11 protein-coding genes are annotated in these 14,641 nt (G+C 48.6%); 5 read left to right on the top strand and 6 right to left on the bottom strand.

Features of this window, described 5'->3' with window-relative positions; genetic code table 11:
- Positions 1–83: 83 nt before the first annotated feature.
- The 3 genes from HAV38_RS16335 to HAV38_RS16325 form a co-directional block, all read right to left on the bottom strand.
- Positions 84–614, bottom strand: a complete 531-nt coding sequence (locus HAV38_RS16335) for a fimbrial protein (protein ID WP_168056427.1) — start codon at positions 612–614, stop codon at positions 84–86.
- A 563-nt stretch (positions 615–1,177) separates the two neighbouring features.
- The gene (locus tag HAV38_RS16330) at positions 1,178–2,386 is read right to left on the bottom strand and encodes a pyridoxal phosphate-dependent aminotransferase (RefSeq protein ID WP_168056426.1); all 1,209 of its coding nucleotides are present in this window, start codon (positions 2,384–2,386) and stop codon (positions 1,178–1,180) included.
- 211 nt (positions 2,387–2,597) lie between these two features.
- On the bottom strand, positions 2,598–4,157 hold the full coding sequence (locus HAV38_RS16325) for an RICIN domain-containing protein (RefSeq protein WP_168056425.1): 1,560 nt from the start codon (positions 4,155–4,157) through the stop codon (positions 2,598–2,600).
- A 311-nt stretch (positions 4,158–4,468) separates the two neighbouring features.
- Here HAV38_RS16325 and pip point away from each other — a divergent pair, with 311 nt between their 5' ends.
- The 3 genes from pip (at position 4,469) to HAV38_RS16310 (ending at position 7,724) form a co-directional block, all read left to right on the top strand.
- On the top strand, positions 4,469–5,437 hold the full coding sequence (pip, locus tag HAV38_RS16320) for a prolyl aminopeptidase (protein WP_168056424.1): 969 nt from the start codon (positions 4,469–4,471) through the stop codon (positions 5,435–5,437).
- A gap of 107 nt (positions 5,438–5,544) precedes the next feature.
- Positions 5,545–7,155: a DNA-3-methyladenine glycosylase 2 family protein gene (locus HAV38_RS16315; protein ID WP_168056423.1), complete on the top strand. Its 1,611-nt coding sequence runs from the start codon at positions 5,545–5,547 to the stop codon at positions 7,153–7,155.
- Positions 7,152–7,724: a methylated-DNA--[protein]-cysteine S-methyltransferase gene (locus HAV38_RS16310; protein WP_168056422.1), complete on the top strand. Its 573-nt coding sequence runs from the start codon at positions 7,152–7,154 to the stop codon at positions 7,722–7,724. The genes HAV38_RS16315 and HAV38_RS16310 overlap by 4 nt, the downstream gene beginning before the upstream one ends.
- 136 nt (positions 7,725–7,860) lie before the next feature.
- Here HAV38_RS16310 and HAV38_RS16305 read toward each other — a convergent pair whose 3' ends face one another.
- Complete coding sequence (locus HAV38_RS16305) at positions 7,861–9,345, bottom strand: leucine-rich repeat domain-containing protein (protein ID WP_168056421.1); 1,485 nt, start codon at positions 9,343–9,345, stop codon at positions 7,861–7,863.
- Between the two features lie 500 nt (positions 9,346–9,845).
- Here HAV38_RS16305 and HAV38_RS16300 point away from each other — a divergent pair, with 500 nt between their 5' ends.
- The gene (locus HAV38_RS16300; protein ID WP_168056420.1) at positions 9,846–10,190 is read left to right on the top strand and encodes a hypothetical protein; all 345 of its coding nucleotides are present in this window, start codon (positions 9,846–9,848) and stop codon (positions 10,188–10,190) included.
- Complete coding sequence (locus HAV38_RS16295) at positions 10,184–10,762, top strand: DUF6036 family nucleotidyltransferase (protein ID WP_168056419.1); 579 nt, start codon at positions 10,184–10,186, stop codon at positions 10,760–10,762. The genes HAV38_RS16300 and HAV38_RS16295 overlap by 7 nt, the downstream gene beginning before the upstream one ends.
- A gap of 150 nt (positions 10,763–10,912) precedes the next feature.
- Here HAV38_RS16295 and HAV38_RS16290 read toward each other — a convergent pair whose 3' ends face one another.
- Together HAV38_RS16290 and HAV38_RS16285 are read right to left on the bottom strand one after the other, a co-directional pair.
- Positions 10,913–13,636, bottom strand: a complete 2,724-nt coding sequence (locus tag HAV38_RS16290) for a DNA topoisomerase III (protein ID WP_168056418.1) — start codon at positions 13,634–13,636, stop codon at positions 10,913–10,915.
- 341 nt (positions 13,637–13,977) lie between these two features.
- Positions 13,978–14,457, bottom strand: coding sequence for a Smg family protein (locus HAV38_RS16285; protein WP_168056417.1), 480 nt, complete (start codon positions 14,455–14,457; stop codon positions 13,978–13,980).
- Positions 14,458–14,641 lie beyond the last annotated feature (184 nt).

Below are 14,641 nucleotides of genomic sequence, written 5' to 3'. Positions count from 1 at the left end.
CTCTTAGCTGAGTTGAAGCTGGAAGATACGGTCTTCAGGACGAAAGGGACCGAAGAGCGGCGGCATTATCTGCCGAAATATTCTTACTGGTAAGTGATATCGAATTCTGCGATGGCCACTACCTTACCTGCCGTCATAGGAGTGGCGGTCTCGGCTGTACGAACAAAGCGCGCATCAAATAACAGTTTGTTAGACACGCCCAACAATGTAAATTGTTTGGAATCAACACCCAGAATTTGTTTGCCATTATCATCCGCAATCTCAACGCCAACGCGCGTCGCAAATTCAGCACCGGTAGCGTTAACCAGTAACTTAGGATCACCGTCCACCGCTGAGCCGGTAAACTTCACTGTGGCATTCTTACTTGCGAAATCTGTACAATTCTCAAGCTTCAGATAAAAGCGGTTAGCCAGACCTTTTGTCCCTTTGTCCGTCATTGTTGCGTCGCCAAGATTCAGGACACCAAGGTTTACATAGTTCTCACCTTTATTAGTACAAGTCGTTTGTGCGACTTTTCCTTCAAAGTTCACTTTTCCGTCAGAGGCCATAGCCGATTGTGATGCGAAGCCAGCAAGCGTCAACGCTGCGATAGTGGCGGCTAATTTTAATTGCATTACATTTCCTTAAACAATGCGATTCCATACAAAATCCTGAAGATAAAAAACCTCATCAGCAGTGAGCCACAATAGGAAATATTTCCCATCCCAGAAAATAGTAGATTTTTTCTTTATTTGACTAAGACTATTCTTTTTATTGCTCAGATAATTCTGCATTACATAGATTTATCTGAGCGCTAATTATCAAATTATTCAACGGCGTCGTAAATACATTGGTGCGCAAACAATAGCGACGAGGCAGACGTTAGCTGCATCAGGGTGAGATTAAAACCGAAGAGAAATGGAGAGGTTGATAGATGCCAAAAAATCTGTTTTTCTCGAACGAGAGCGAGCGGAAGTTAACTACTGAAAGTGATTGAAATGCAGCGCTTACGCAGAGAATTTTTGGGTACCTGCGGTTTGCAAATGGTGCGTTTTAGAATAGCAGTCCGTTGCGAGCTGCTAAAGTAACCCCCAATAAATGATTGAGGCTACTATCTTTTTTTATCCTATTGCCAGGCAAAAGTACACGCTGAAGCATCTTTATGCATACCCTGTTAATCTTGACGCACGGGCATAAACTAGCGGACCGACAAAAACCTCTCCAGACACTGAACACCCAGTTCGATCCGTTCCACTGAACTTGCAAAGCACCAGCGAATACAGCCTTCGCCTTCTGCGCCAAAAGCACTGCCCGGTGCGAGACCAAGGCCTGCGTCCCGCACCAACTGCTTGCACAAGGCCAGACTATCGGTCACACCCTCCATCCGAAAAAACAAATACATCGCCCCTTTTGGCAGCGGCGCGGTGATGCCGGGCAGCGCGTTCAGGCGCTGGTATAAATAGTCGCGTGCGGTTTGATAGCGCGTCATGGTGGCAGCAATAACAGTATCGCCACCGGCAATCGCGGCGATACCGGCGCGCTGCACAAATCCCGGCGCACAAGACGTGTTGTATTCAATTAACTTGCCCAGGTCCACCATTAAAGATGGTGGCGCAACCAACCAACCGAGACGCCAACCCGTCATCAACCAGGCCTTGGAAAAACTATTGGAGGAAATAAGCAGGTCGTCCGGCTCGGCAATATCCAGAAATGACGGCGCGCATGTTTTATCGTTGCCGTCTTCTGTCTGCCCGCCTGTAGTTGATGAGTTTGTATAGACGACGCGTTCATAAACATCATCCGCGACAATCCAGATACCGTGCTGACGACAATGCGCCAGAACCAGTTTTTGCTGGGTACGCGACATGACCCAGCCGGTTGGATTATTGGGAGAATTAATCATTACTGCGCGGGTGCCGGGTGTCAACGCATCCAGTAGTTGCTGGATATCGAGATCCCATACATCCCCCAACCGCAGTGGCACCCGCACCACCTCAGCACCAAGAATTTTAGGAATTTCAACCACGTTAGGCCACAACGGCGTTACTGCCACGACCCGATCCCCGGGACTGATAATCATTTGAGACAACAGCATCAGCGCCGACACGCCGGATGACGTGACCGCCACCCGACTGGCGTCTACCGGACGATGCAATGCCGATAAGTATGCCGCAATCGCTTCCCGCAACGGTGGGATACCATAGTTGCTGGTATAAAAAGTGTCGCCGTCATCCAGTGCTAATTTGGCGGCATCGCGAATAAACGCTGGCGTGACCTGATCCGGCTCACCGAACCAGAACGGCAACACATCGGCACGTCCGATACCGACGTTAGCGACTTCGCGAATCTGCGAGGCCACAAGATTTTGAACGATAAGGCGTGCTGCGGGAAAGCCGTGCTGAGGCATAGATCTGAGACCTTTCAAGTGAGGGTGCAATGGTTATTCCCCGTGGATTACCAGTAGCGTGCTGGTATTTCCTGCGAGCGTAGAATTAGTGTAACGCATCCGGGACGTTAGTTAGCCACCCAAAGCACGCCAGCGTTTATTAGCGCGGCAGCAACGTTTTTATGACTCACTCTTCAATGCACTCTATCCGTGAAGTAGGCCTATAACCTCCCTAACGCACAGACCCCATTTTTTGCATGAACCAATTTTTATGTACTGATACCGCTTCGATATTAGAAAGTCTAATGTCGTTATCAGCATTAATGCTTAAAAAAAGACCGGTATTAAGATTTTTTAAATGCGCAACGGCGGTAACAGCTTTCTTAAATTGGAAGGTAAAATCCATGCCGTAATATCCACTATCACAAGGTTGCAGATCAGCGGAGTTTGCTTCCGCTCCGTAAACGGATAGACATAAGCCATCTGCCGCCTGCGACGCCAGACGAAATACAAATGGACTTTGGGGAACGTATTTCCATAGCTGATTCATAGTATGGTATTTTTTCCATCCTCCTACCACCGCACCCGTTGCAATCTGTCCGTGCACATCTAGAACCAAGCCAGTCTCCACATTTTGTACAACAAATTCTTCGACCCCGTGTTCCCGAATTTCTTTCGCCCAATAAGCGGTAATATCTGCCCGATTTCTATTACTGTATGTATAGCAGTTACCACGCATACCTATCTCGGCTTCCCGCGTCATAATTGTTTCACACCACCAACCGTTGTATTGCACTTCCGCATAATCCGGATGCCCGCCAAGCATCCACCCAAGCATTGCTGCAGCGGTCTGATAATTGGCGCCACTGGCGATCACAAATCGACCTCCTACAGTAGTCAGACCGAGGCCGGAATAGCTGGAATTAAGACGATCGTTGGTGAACAGCATGAATTTACTTTGATAAACAGGAAAGCCGTCCGCCCATTCTGATACCTTTGTAAGCAGTGCATCGCGGGCAATCTGATATGAAATTCCAGAATCGGAAGCCTTATAGTCTACATCCGTTACTTCCGGAACCTGGGCCCAAAAGCTAAGAAGAATGCCCTGCATGCTAGACACATGTTGCAAAACTTCTTTACTCCACCAGGAGAAATAATCGTCATACACTTGTCCCGCCGTCAAAGTCACATCGTTGTGGATAGCGACATTGATCAGCAATGCGTGGTCGGGAAAAGCCGCGGTTTTCACGGGACGCAATTCGGGTTGAACCTCTCCAATTGTGGTGGCGTCGGGAAGATGCGGGTCATTACTTGACGGTGCTTCCAGACCTTCCGGCGGTTTCTGACTTTTCAGTGTGCGCGTAACGACAAGCGCCTGTCCGGGTTGCAATGTAGATACCTGCATTGATCCTTCTGAATTGGGGCTGACTATTACCAGCTTGCGGTCTCTTAAAATCACTACCGCAGTAAGCTCTCCCTGCTTTCCACTGTATGTCGTTATAGCCTGATCCACGCCTTGAATTTTGACGCGAACATTTAACTGGCGCTCAACACGGATAGTTTGCTCTTGTCCATCAATTTCAGTAGTAATAGAAATCGGTTCGAAAGCGGTTGTATTTAGCCGTGGCGTTTTAATTGAAGACACAGGCAGGTGCTTTAGTACATATGTATAAATTTGATCCGGCGCGACGAATATTGTGGTCGGAGTTTTAGCTTGGACCGCGGGTGAGAGGATCAGTAGCAGAGAGGCAAGCCCTCCCGTCAAGAAAATATTTTTATAAAACTGTTTCATAATTTTGTGCAGTAATGATGTTGTTCTTGAGCTGCAATATATTAGCCCACAATGCTTTTAGGCCGTCTCATTGTGGGTGCCGAAACGAAGAAAATAGAAATCTATCTATCAAAAACAGGAAGTACCTCTATTCTTTTCAGGCATTATCTTTACGCACCCACGTTATAATCTGAGTGGCTGATGGATGTTTTTGCTCCGCTTCAGAAACGTATTTTTGAAATGGATAAATATCGTATCTGCCAATAGTGATAACGGTTTTAATAAAGTTGTACTTCAACCTCGTTGCACCTCTATCAACGGAAAAAGTAAATATGACGACATTACCGGCTGAAAAATTGCGCTGCTTTTATCCCCCTATTGCGCCCCACGCGCATGATTTGCTGGACGTCGGTGAAGGTCACCACATTTATTGGGAGGAATGCGGCAATCCGGCAGGCAAGCCGGTAATATTTCTACACGGCGGCCCGGGCGCAGGTTGTAACGAGAATCATCGACGCCTGTTCGATCCGAGACGGTACCGGGTAGTGTTATTTGACCAGCGCGGTTGTGGCCGCAGTATCCCGCATGCGCACCTGGAAGCAAATACGACATGGCATCTGGTCGACGATATAGAGCGTCTGCGTATATTGTTAAACATTGAGCGCTGGCAGGTTTTTGGCGGATCGTGGGGAAGCACGCTGGCATTGGCATATGCGCAAGCGCACCCGCAGCGGGTGACTGAATTAATTGTGCGCGGCATTTTTACATCTCGCCAAAAGGAGCTTGACTGGTTTTATCAACACGGCGCTTCGATGATATTTCCGGAAGTCTGGCAAGGATTTATCGCCCCGGTTGCGGAGGCCGAGCGCGGCGACCTGATGTCGGCCTATCATCGTTTGTTACATGCCGACGATCAGGTAATCCGACTTGAAGCCGCCCAGGCCTGGAGTACGTGGGAAGGCCACGCGATTAGCTTGTTACCCAATCCTGATTTTGTCGCCGAATTTTCGGAAGCCCACCACGCGTTGGCGATTGCCCGCATTGAGAATCACTATTTTGTAAATAAGAGCTTTTTTGCGCCCGACCAACTGCTGTTAAATGCGGGCAAACTACATAATATTCCCGGCATTATTGTGCAAGGTCGTTACGACGTTATTTGCCCGCCGCAAACGGCGTGGGAACTACATCAGGCATGGCCGCAAAGCGAACTCATCATTGTTCCCGATGCAGGACATTCAGTGACGGAACCGGGAATCCTGGATCAACTCATCAGAGCCACTGATCGGTTTGCTGATTGCTGACGAGTTCTGTGCTCCGCCCATAGAAGGTCTCGGGGTGGATCACGGGTCGTTATATGTATGTCCGAAAACGGCTAGACGCCTTACTTCCCAAGGCGTATAAATAACGCATGGAAACCGATCTCAATCTAGTCCACTCAAAGCATTTAACCTCGCCTGAATTTATCCGGCAGGATGCGAATGCAACACCAGAATCTCTCAATGACGAGAGTTGTTATCGCGCGCTGTCTGCCAAAGACATTCGCTTTGATGGTGTCTTTTTTGTGGGAGTCAGCACCACCGGTATTTATTGCCGCCCTATCTGCACCGCCAAAACGCCCCGCCCTTCTTCTTGTACATTCTATAAAGGCGCCGCTGCCGCAGAGGCAGCAGGCTTTCGTCCTTGCCTGCGTTGCCGGCCAGAAATGGCACCCTACGCGTTACAGCAAAATCTTGCGTATGCGGTATGGCAGCGCATTACCGCAGGTGCGCTGAATCACCATTCTGACGATAACAAAGCGGCAGTCATTGATGACGAAAGTAAACACAGCGTTGATAACACGGAAAGTAGCGCGCTAGAAAAGCTGGCCCAGGAAGTCGGTCTTTCATCGCGCCAGTTACGCCGGGTGCTGGTCCAGCATTTCGGCGTCACGCCGGTTGAACTGGCGCAAACCCAACGCTTATTATTCGCAAAAAAGCTATTGCAGGAGACCGCGCTACCGATGACCCAGCTTGCCGACGCAGCGGGTTTTGGCAGCGTTCGCCGTTTCAATACGCTGTTTAATGCACGCTACGGCATGGCTCCCACGGCGTTACGCAGAAAAAGCGATCCTGCGATCGGCAAGCAATCGGCAGAAGACGCCGTGACCGTCCGCCTGGCTTATCGGCCTCCGTTCGACTGGCTGCAACTACTGGCCTATTTGCAGCCGCGCTTGATTCGCGGGGTAGAATCGGTGCTACTCACCGCGAGTAACCCTGCGTATCTGCGCAGCGTTTGTATCGACAAACTCAATGGGTGGTTACGGGTCACCCATCTGGCTAAAAAACAGCAACTGGAAATACAGATTTCTGCCAATTTGACTCCGATGCTTATGCCGCTGCTGGCGCGGGTGCGCAACCTGTTTGATCTGGATGCGAATCCTGCTTTAATTACCGCCCATTTAGGGCAGGACCCCACGCTGGCCCAGCGTATCGCCCATCTGCCCGGGATTCGCGTACCCGGCACTTTTACGCCATTTGAACTAGCGGTGCGGGCGATATTGGGGCAACAGGTCAGCGTGGTTGGTGCCAGTACATTAACCGCGCGCCTCGTAAGCCGCTTTGGCATGCTATTTGAAACGCCGTTTCCGACGGTTACCCATCATTTCCCGGATGCGGCGGTTTTGGCAGATCTCTCTATTACTGCGGTGGCGGAAATTGGTATTCCTGCGTCCCGTGCGCAGACCATACAAAATATGGCCCGCTATGCCGCCGAGGGCAAACTGCGCGTCAAACCCGGCGCTTCGCTGGAACACACCATCGCACAATTGACGGCGATTCCGGGCATCGGCAACTGGACCGCGCACTACATCGCACTACGCGCTTTACGTTTTCCCGATGCGTTTCCTGTGGGTGATCTGGGACTGCAAAAGGCAATGGCCGACGATGGTGGACGCCTGACCGAAAAACAACTCGCTGCTGCCGCTGGCGCATGGGCACCATGGCGTGGGTACGCAGCACTCCTTTTATGGCAAACAATATGAAAATCTCAGCAGATATCCTCCATCATGCGGACCTCAATCGTAAAGATGTAGACAATTTCACAAAGAAAAACGTCGTCAAAAGTATCACCTACTACATTGAGCACAAGAGTCCGATTGGAACGCTATTGCTTGCAGCAACCGACGCTGGCGTGAGTGGCATGTATTTTGAAGAGCACCGCCATTTCAAGGGTAAACATGGATGGCTAAATCAGCCCTATCATCTACACTTGCAGCTTGCGGCGCAACAACTCGACGAATACTTTGGCGGCACTCGCCAACAGTTTGATCTGCCGCTGGCATTGCAAGGGACGCCGTTTCAGCGCTCTGTATGGGAAGCATTAATCGCCATCCCGTTTGGGCAATCGACTACCTACGGCCATCATGCGGCAGTAATCGGCAAGGCCAATGCGGTGCGGGCGGTTGGCACGGCCATCGGACGAAATCCGGTCTCGATTATTGTGCCTTGCCATCGGGTGGTCGGCGCTTCGGGGGCATTGACGGGGTTCGCTGGCGGACTTGAACGGAAGGCTTTTTTGTTGCGACTTGAAGGGAGTGAGCGTGATGGATGAATCGCGGCTGTTCATTGCCAGGAACTTGCCGCCTGAAGTGCGATTTTTCAAGACTAAAAACTTTTCAATAACTTAACAAATGTTAAGCGCGAGGAGGCCCTCATACAGTGACCGCCCTCGACTTTTACTTCACCGATTAAGACGGCGTTACTTCGGCGAGAACTTTTTGTGAAATTTTTCCAGAAAATGTTCTTCCCGCGCCATCACTTTTAAATGTCAGTGAATTATTGCCGGACAATACCCAACGCAATTCACCATCCTGATATTTTCCCTCTGTATTGAAAGTAAATGTGATCGGCGTTGAATCGCCGGTAATATCAGCCGCGTTTTCTATATGAATAACTGTAGGTGTTAATACATTTTTAGCCACTGGCAATACAATCACTTGGTCCTCGGCAGCAATGTTACGAATTTTTAAGGATGACAAATCAAGAATGTTATTCCGATCCAAATCAACATTAGTAATTTTTTCTAGCGCTGCCAATGGCTCAACGTTAGTAATTTGATTGCCTGATAAATTTATATGGCCCTCCAGACCGGTTAATGATCTTACCGCTTCTATGCTAGTGATAGCATTATCGTGCAAATCCAGCTTCTTAAGATTAACCATATTCTTTAAAGAACTGATGTCGGCAATTTTATTAGTTCCCGCATACAGATAAGTCATTTTATCGAAATTTTTCAGCACATCAATATCGGTGATATTGTTATGAGACAATCTTAAATTCGTTAAATTGGTCAAATCTGCTAACGGACTGATATGGGTAATATTATTGTCCAACACACTTAATGTCTCTAAGTTAGTTAAGTTCTCCAATGCATTCAGGTTAGTCGTCTGGGTCGCCCCCATGTATAACGTAGTCAGGTTCTTCAAGCTTCGCAACGGTGAAAGCGAGGTGATCGGATTGATTGAAATATCCAAAGCGGTTAATGAAGCCAACTCTTCCAGTGCTTTTAGGTCTTGAATTTTGTTTCCCGATATATCGAGATGGGTCAGCCCGGTTAGCCAGGTTATCGGTGCGATATCGACTATTCCTGCGTGATCCGCTTTGAGCATTTCCAATTTTTTAAAATTTTCCAGGACAGAAATTTTATCAATATGATTATAGCTAATATCTAAAGAACGCAAATCAGTGAGCGTTTCAAATTCTTTCAAGCCACGGGAAGATAAAACCGTTTTTGTCACATTCAGGTATTGCAAATTAACCAAATATTTTAATGGTGAAAAGCTCAAAATATTGTTATTACCCATATTTAAATAGGTCAAATTCGTCATCCCTTCGAGTTGATCGATAGTTGAAAAATTATTACGACTCAAAGTTAGTTCTTTCGCAGCAGATAAACATTCCAATCCGGTCAGATTTGTTATTCCCTTGCCGTCAAAATTCAATGGAGAGCGGGAAAGATATTTCAAATTATCTGCGTTAACAGAATGTTCAACCGTAATGTCCATCATGTCCGCGACAGCTTGTGCCAAATTTTTATCTGGAAAAATTTCTCCGAAAGTTTTAGTTCCACTTCCAACAGGGCAGCTCGCGCCTAAATTGGAAGTCTGAATTTGCACTTCCTGGGCTTGCACGGTTCCAGCCAGGAAAGCTGTAATAATAATTAATTTTTTCATTTGTTTATTGGGATGTAAATTTTACATATGCAGTAATAAAGTCGCGTGGACAGCGTAGTTTTCACCGCATGAAAGACATGAATAATAAGATAATAATAATAAATATTATTGTTCAGGCGACTGACCAACTAATAAATACATAAGTGGTTTAATGAAATACTATCTGAAATAGCGAAAAATTATTAAGGCATAAAAAAAATAGAATATTCTAATTCAAAAAAAGAAATGTCTTATATGAAATTCAGAATCATCTCCTATTAATATAAGAAAATTCTTATATTTTTTAAGGTGAATTCTTATTTTCGCTACAGATTATTCTCGAAAAAGAGATTTAAAAATTTCCTATTCTAAAAATCAAGTAAAGGGACGATACTGTTGGACGACGCGAGCGTACTCTCGCGCGTTAATACAAAATGCGTGAAGGCAGGCGTAGGATGAGAGAATAATGCGTTATTGCGCTTGGCGCGCAAGCGGCAATATCTGAAAGAACGGGAAAATTTATGACCAGTCAAATGAAGTCTGCAGATACGCAATCACCATCGGCAGCGTGGACCAGAGAAAGCGAAGACGCACTCGTTAAACTCTGCGTCAATGCTGCGAACGAAAATAAGTCTCCCGCAAGCGCGGATGAAGCGGATATATTTCGTCTGGTGGCACAGCTGGTCAAGACCACCCATCCGGCCGTTGCAGCGGCATTAGAGAGCTTAACAAAAACTTACTTTGATTCGCATCGACCGTTACAACCGCGCTCCTTTCCGGATGTGGTCCAGGCGGGTCTGGTGCGAGACCTGCCGCGTGTTCGTAATCTTTTAGAACGTCAACTTTCCGGGAGACGTACATGGTAGAAGATATTCGTTTTTATATCGATACCGATCTCGCAACCGGTCTTGTAGAACTAGTTAAAAAATTAGGCCAGCATCTGGACCTGAAAGAGCCGCTCAAAATGATCATCGCAGGCGGGATGGCGACGCATCTTTATACTGCGGGTAGGGTGACGATGGACGTAGATGCGGAGTTCTCAAAGCGATTTTTAATCCCGCCAGATTTCCTCGTGGAAACAGCGGAAGGCAATGTATTATTCCTCGACGCTTCGTATAACAGCACGTTCGCCCTGATGCACGAAGACTATCAGCAGGATGCGATCAGAGTGCCTGTCGACACGGACCATATCGATGTATATGTGTTGGGTGCAGTGGACCTCATCGTAAGCAAAATTGCACGATTTTCAGGGCCTGACAGAGGAGATATTGAAAATTTAATTTCGCATAGGCGCGTTACTGCCGAGGAAATAGAGAGGCGTGCTACCGAGGCTTTAGGGGGCTACGTAGGCAATATGAGCGCTGTGAAATTAAATCTCGAAGAGGTACTGCAGATTGCACGAGATTACAATCAAGTACCCGATCAGAAAAGTGAATAGCCACGAACGACTATCCATAATTATTTACACTTTCTGGCTTGAATACAAAACGCCCGATGCAAGGCACCGGGCGCCAACTTCTATGATGTTTACATCGGCGCAATCATCCCCTTAGCGTAAAGCCTGAGACCGGGTACTGACTACAGAGCGCTATGCGGCTTTGGCTTTCGCTATAACGCGCTTCACGGCTGGCTTGGCTGCGGGCTTCACTGTGGGCTTCACCACTGACTTTGCTGCTGCCTTAACGGGAGCCTTTTTGGCGGCCGGTTTTTTGGCAGCGACCTTCTTGACGACGGCTTTTTTAGCCACCGCTTTTACCGCTACATCGACAGTAGTCTCGCTGTCCGCGTCACCTTCCACCGCTGCCGCTTTGGCTTTCCCTTTGGCCGGTGCTTTAGCTTTGCGCTCTTCAAACTCAAAACTAACCTTGCCGTCTTTGCCTTTTACCAGGAAAGCCTTAAACGGTCGACGCGTGCGTTGCGAGACAAAACCCGGTAACAAATCGGTCTTCCCTTCGTTAAGCAATTTGACCATTTGCTCTGGCAAAATTTCTTGCTGCAAAATGATACGACCGCTACGGAAATCACATTCTTTTGGCTTGGCGACGGTTTTTTCGCAAACGTATGCAAGGCCCATTTCAAATACGCCATTGCCGCATTTAGGACAGGGGCCGACGGGCGTCTGGCCAGTGAAGTCAACGCCTTCGCCGTTCTCGCCCTCCTGATCGTTCTGACCAAAGTCGAATTCTAGCTTGAAGTTTTTGATCTCTTCGTCGCGACTTATTTTAAGGATCGCTGCAAACGGTCGTCCCATCTTGGAGCGGAAACCTTGCAATGGTCCGATGGTCCGGTTGATCAGCAAATCTTCGACTTCGGAAATCTCAAACTGGCGACTTCCCGGCGTCTTGCTCATTGAGAATTCGCATTTGGTACAGGCGAAACGGCGATAATTTTCTTTCACTACCGCGCCACAATTTGGACAAGGTGCGACCAGCGTGGAGTAGTCGCCGGGGATTGTATCGTTATCGTATTCTTTGGCGCGCTTGACGATGGTTTGTGTCATCTGGGCTATTTCACGCATGAATTCTTCGCGCGTGATCTGGCCTTTTTCCATTAGCGACAGCTTATGTTCCCACTCGCCGGTCAACTCAGGCTCGGTCAGCTCATCCACCCCCAGACCGTGCAACAGCGTCATCAGCTGAAATGCTTTGGCTGTCGGAATCAGTTCGCGACCTTCGCGCAACATATAGCGCTCGAAGATCAATCCTTCGATGGTGGCGGCACGCGTGGCTGGCGTGCCCAGACCCTTCCCGGCCATCGCTTCGCGCAACTCGCCGTCATCGACCAACTTGCCAGCACCCTCCATCGCGGACAGCAACGTGGCCTCCGTGTAGCGCGCTGGTGGCTTGGTGACCAGGCCGTTGGCAGTGACTTTGTCGGTCTTAACTTTTTCGCCCTTGGCAACTGCGACCAATGTGCCATTGTTATCGGCGTCTTTTTCATCCGCGACTTCTTTGCCGTAAATAGCCAGCCAGCCGGGATTAATCATGACCTTGCCTTCAGTCTTGAACTGATGGCCAGACACTTCGGTAAAGCGCGTCGTTACCTGAAATTCTGCTGCCGGGAAAAACACCGCCATGAAGCGACGCGTGACCAGATCGTACAATTTTTGCTCAGGCTCGGACAAATTCTTTGGTGCCTGCGTAGTCGGGATGATCGCAAAGTGATCACTGATTTTGCTGTTGTCAAAAATCCGCTTGTTCGGCTTAACCCAGCCTTTATTCAAAATCTGCGCTGCAAACTGCTGGTAATTATTGTTCTCAGAGACGGTCTCCAGTGTTTCTTTAACCGTGCTCAGGTAATCTTCCGGCAGATGGCGCGAATCGGTACGCGGATAGGTCAGGACTTTGTGTCGCTCATACAAGGACTGCGCAAGGCCGAGGGTATTTTTAGCGGAGAAGCCAAAACGCGAGTTAGCCTCACGCTGCAAACTGGTGAGGTCGAACAAGCCCGGTGCCATTTGCGTGGTCGGCTTGGACTCTTCCGTAACGTTGCCCATCTTGTTGCGGCAAGCGGCAACAATCGACTCTGCGGCGGCCAGACTCCAGAGGCGTTCGGCGCGCTTCTCAGGATCGTTCTCCACTTTTTTGTGTTGCGTATCAAGCCAGCGACCTTCGTAGATACCGGCGGCGCAGATAAACTCGGCGCGCACTTCCCAGAAGTCACGCGGAACAAATTTTTTGATCTTCTCTTCACGCTCAACCACAATCGAGAGCGTCGGCGTTTGTACGCGACCAACGGTGGTCAGATAAAAACCGCCTTCTTTCGAATTAAACGCGGTCATTGCGCGCGTGCCGTTGATACCGATCAGCCAGTCGGCTTCACTGCGACAACGCGCTGCGTCGGCCAATGGCAGCATGTCTTCATCAGCGCGCAAATTGGCGAACCCATCGCGAATAGCGCCCGGCGTCATCGATTGCAGCCACAGACGCTTGACTGGCTGTTTGGCCTTGGCGTGTTGTGCTATCAAACGGAAAATCAGCTCACCTTCACGACCGGCATCGCAGGCGTTGATCAATGCGGTAACGTCTTTGCGCTTGATTAGCTTATTGAGTACTTTGAGACGCGCTTCTGTCTTGGCGATCGGATTCAACGCAAAATAAGGCGGAATCATCGGCAGATGGGTAAAGGTCCATTTACCGCGCTTGACGTCAAACTCTTCCGGCACTGCGATTTCTAGCAGGTGGCCGACGGCGGATGACAGCACGTATTCATCTGACTCAAAGTACTCATCGTGCTTGGTGAAGCCGCCGAGAGTCTTCGCGATGTCGTTCGCGACAGAAGGTTTCTCGGCGATGATGAGGGTCTTGCTCATAAATATATTCTCGAAAGTGGCGCGCTTTCCCGATTACTGGGTCAGTGCATTTTTCAGCTAAAGGCTTGTTAACTATGAGTGGAACGCAAGCTTCGGTTCGATACGCGTCCAAAAAAAATAGCGGTTTCGAAACAAAGCAGTGCATTGCCATATGACAACTGTTGCATACTATAACAGCCAGCATAGTACATGGCGGTGATTAGGCTTCTTTCAAACCTGCTGCGCATTCGAAAGGAGACTGATAAGCGGCCAATGATAAGCGGGTTACCGGGAATATCGCAAGTAGGGTAATCGTTGCCGGTGCTCGCAACTATAAAGCGAAGTAGCGCTTGGTGCCAATATTAATGCAAGAGACGTGGTTCCGGATCCTCGTCGTCGTCAATAAATAATTCGTCAAACATCAACCCGCCGGGTTCTTTACCTTGACTCCAGAGCACCATCAGGACGATCACTTTCAGCTTGTCCAGCGATACCGGCGACTCGCCAGCGGCCAGCGCACGCTCGACGACGATCTCACGCTGTACCGGATTAAGCATCTTGGCGGACTCAAGAAATTGCACAAAGCCAATCGCGGCAGTACCGAGCGCATCAAGCTCTTGCGGCGCGTAAATCCGCACACCGAACGAGAACGCCGTCTGCTGCGGATACAGACCGGCGTAGATGTGGTTAGTTTCCTTCAGATCTGTCAACCAGCCCAGCGCTTTGGAAATTTCATCCTCTTCAAAACCGATTGCCGACAGCTTCTTCACCAAGGCCTCAGTTTCCGGACAGGCATCGGGACGGTAATAGGTTTCATAAAGATAAACGAGGACTTCAAACATATTTCTACTGTATCGCTATGATTGGACTAAAACAAGATGCTTAGTGTACGTAAACAAAATAAGCATAGTGGCAAATTAAACATTATAACAATAGTGCATAAGATATAACACTTCAACACTCGAACGCCAGTTGTGAACCTTATGTATTATATGGTGGGACTGTCGGAGTATTGCAGGATTTAAC

Source organism: Glaciimonas immobilis (assembly GCF_011947285.1).
GTDB lineage: Bacteria > Pseudomonadota > Gammaproteobacteria > Burkholderiales > Burkholderiaceae_D > Glaciimonas > Glaciimonas immobilis.
Note: the sequence above shows the minus strand (reverse complement) of the source record. Positions and strands in the feature narration are given on the sequence as shown.

What these genes read in the sequence shown, in the direction of transcription:
- HAV38_RS16335 (WP_168056427.1), bottom strand. Translation starts at nt 614, where the DNA reads ATGCAATTAAAATTAGCCGCCACTATCGCAGCGTTGACGCTTGCTGGC.
- HAV38_RS16330 (WP_168056426.1), bottom strand. Translation starts at nt 2,386, where the DNA reads ATGCCTCAGCACGGCTTTCCCGCAGCACGCCTTATCGTTCAAAATCTT.
- HAV38_RS16325 (WP_168056425.1), bottom strand. Translation starts at nt 4,157, where the DNA reads ATGAAACAGTTTTATAAAAATATTTTCTTGACGGGAGGGCTTGCCTCT.
- pip (WP_168056424.1), top strand. Translation starts at nt 4,469, where the DNA reads ATGACGACATTACCGGCTGAAAAATTGCGCTGCTTTTATCCCCCTATT.
- HAV38_RS16315 (WP_168056423.1), top strand. Translation starts at nt 5,545, where the DNA reads ATGGAAACCGATCTCAATCTAGTCCACTCAAAGCATTTAACCTCGCCT.
- HAV38_RS16310 (WP_168056422.1), top strand. Translation starts at nt 7,152, where the DNA reads ATGAAAATCTCAGCAGATATCCTCCATCATGCGGACCTCAATCGTAAA.
- HAV38_RS16305 (WP_168056421.1), bottom strand. Translation starts at nt 9,345, where the DNA reads ATGAAAAAATTAATTATTATTACAGCTTTCCTGGCTGGAACCGTGCAA.
- HAV38_RS16300 (WP_168056420.1), top strand. Translation starts at nt 9,846, where the DNA reads ATGACCAGTCAAATGAAGTCTGCAGATACGCAATCACCATCGGCAGCG.
- HAV38_RS16295 (WP_168056419.1), top strand. Translation starts at nt 10,184, where the DNA reads ATGGTAGAAGATATTCGTTTTTATATCGATACCGATCTCGCAACCGGT.
- HAV38_RS16290 (WP_168056418.1), bottom strand. Translation starts at nt 13,636, where the DNA reads ATGAGCAAGACCCTCATCATCGCCGAGAAACCTTCTGTCGCGAACGAC.
- HAV38_RS16285 (WP_168056417.1), bottom strand. Translation starts at nt 14,457, where the DNA reads ATGTTTGAAGTCCTCGTTTATCTTTATGAAACCTATTACCGTCCCGAT.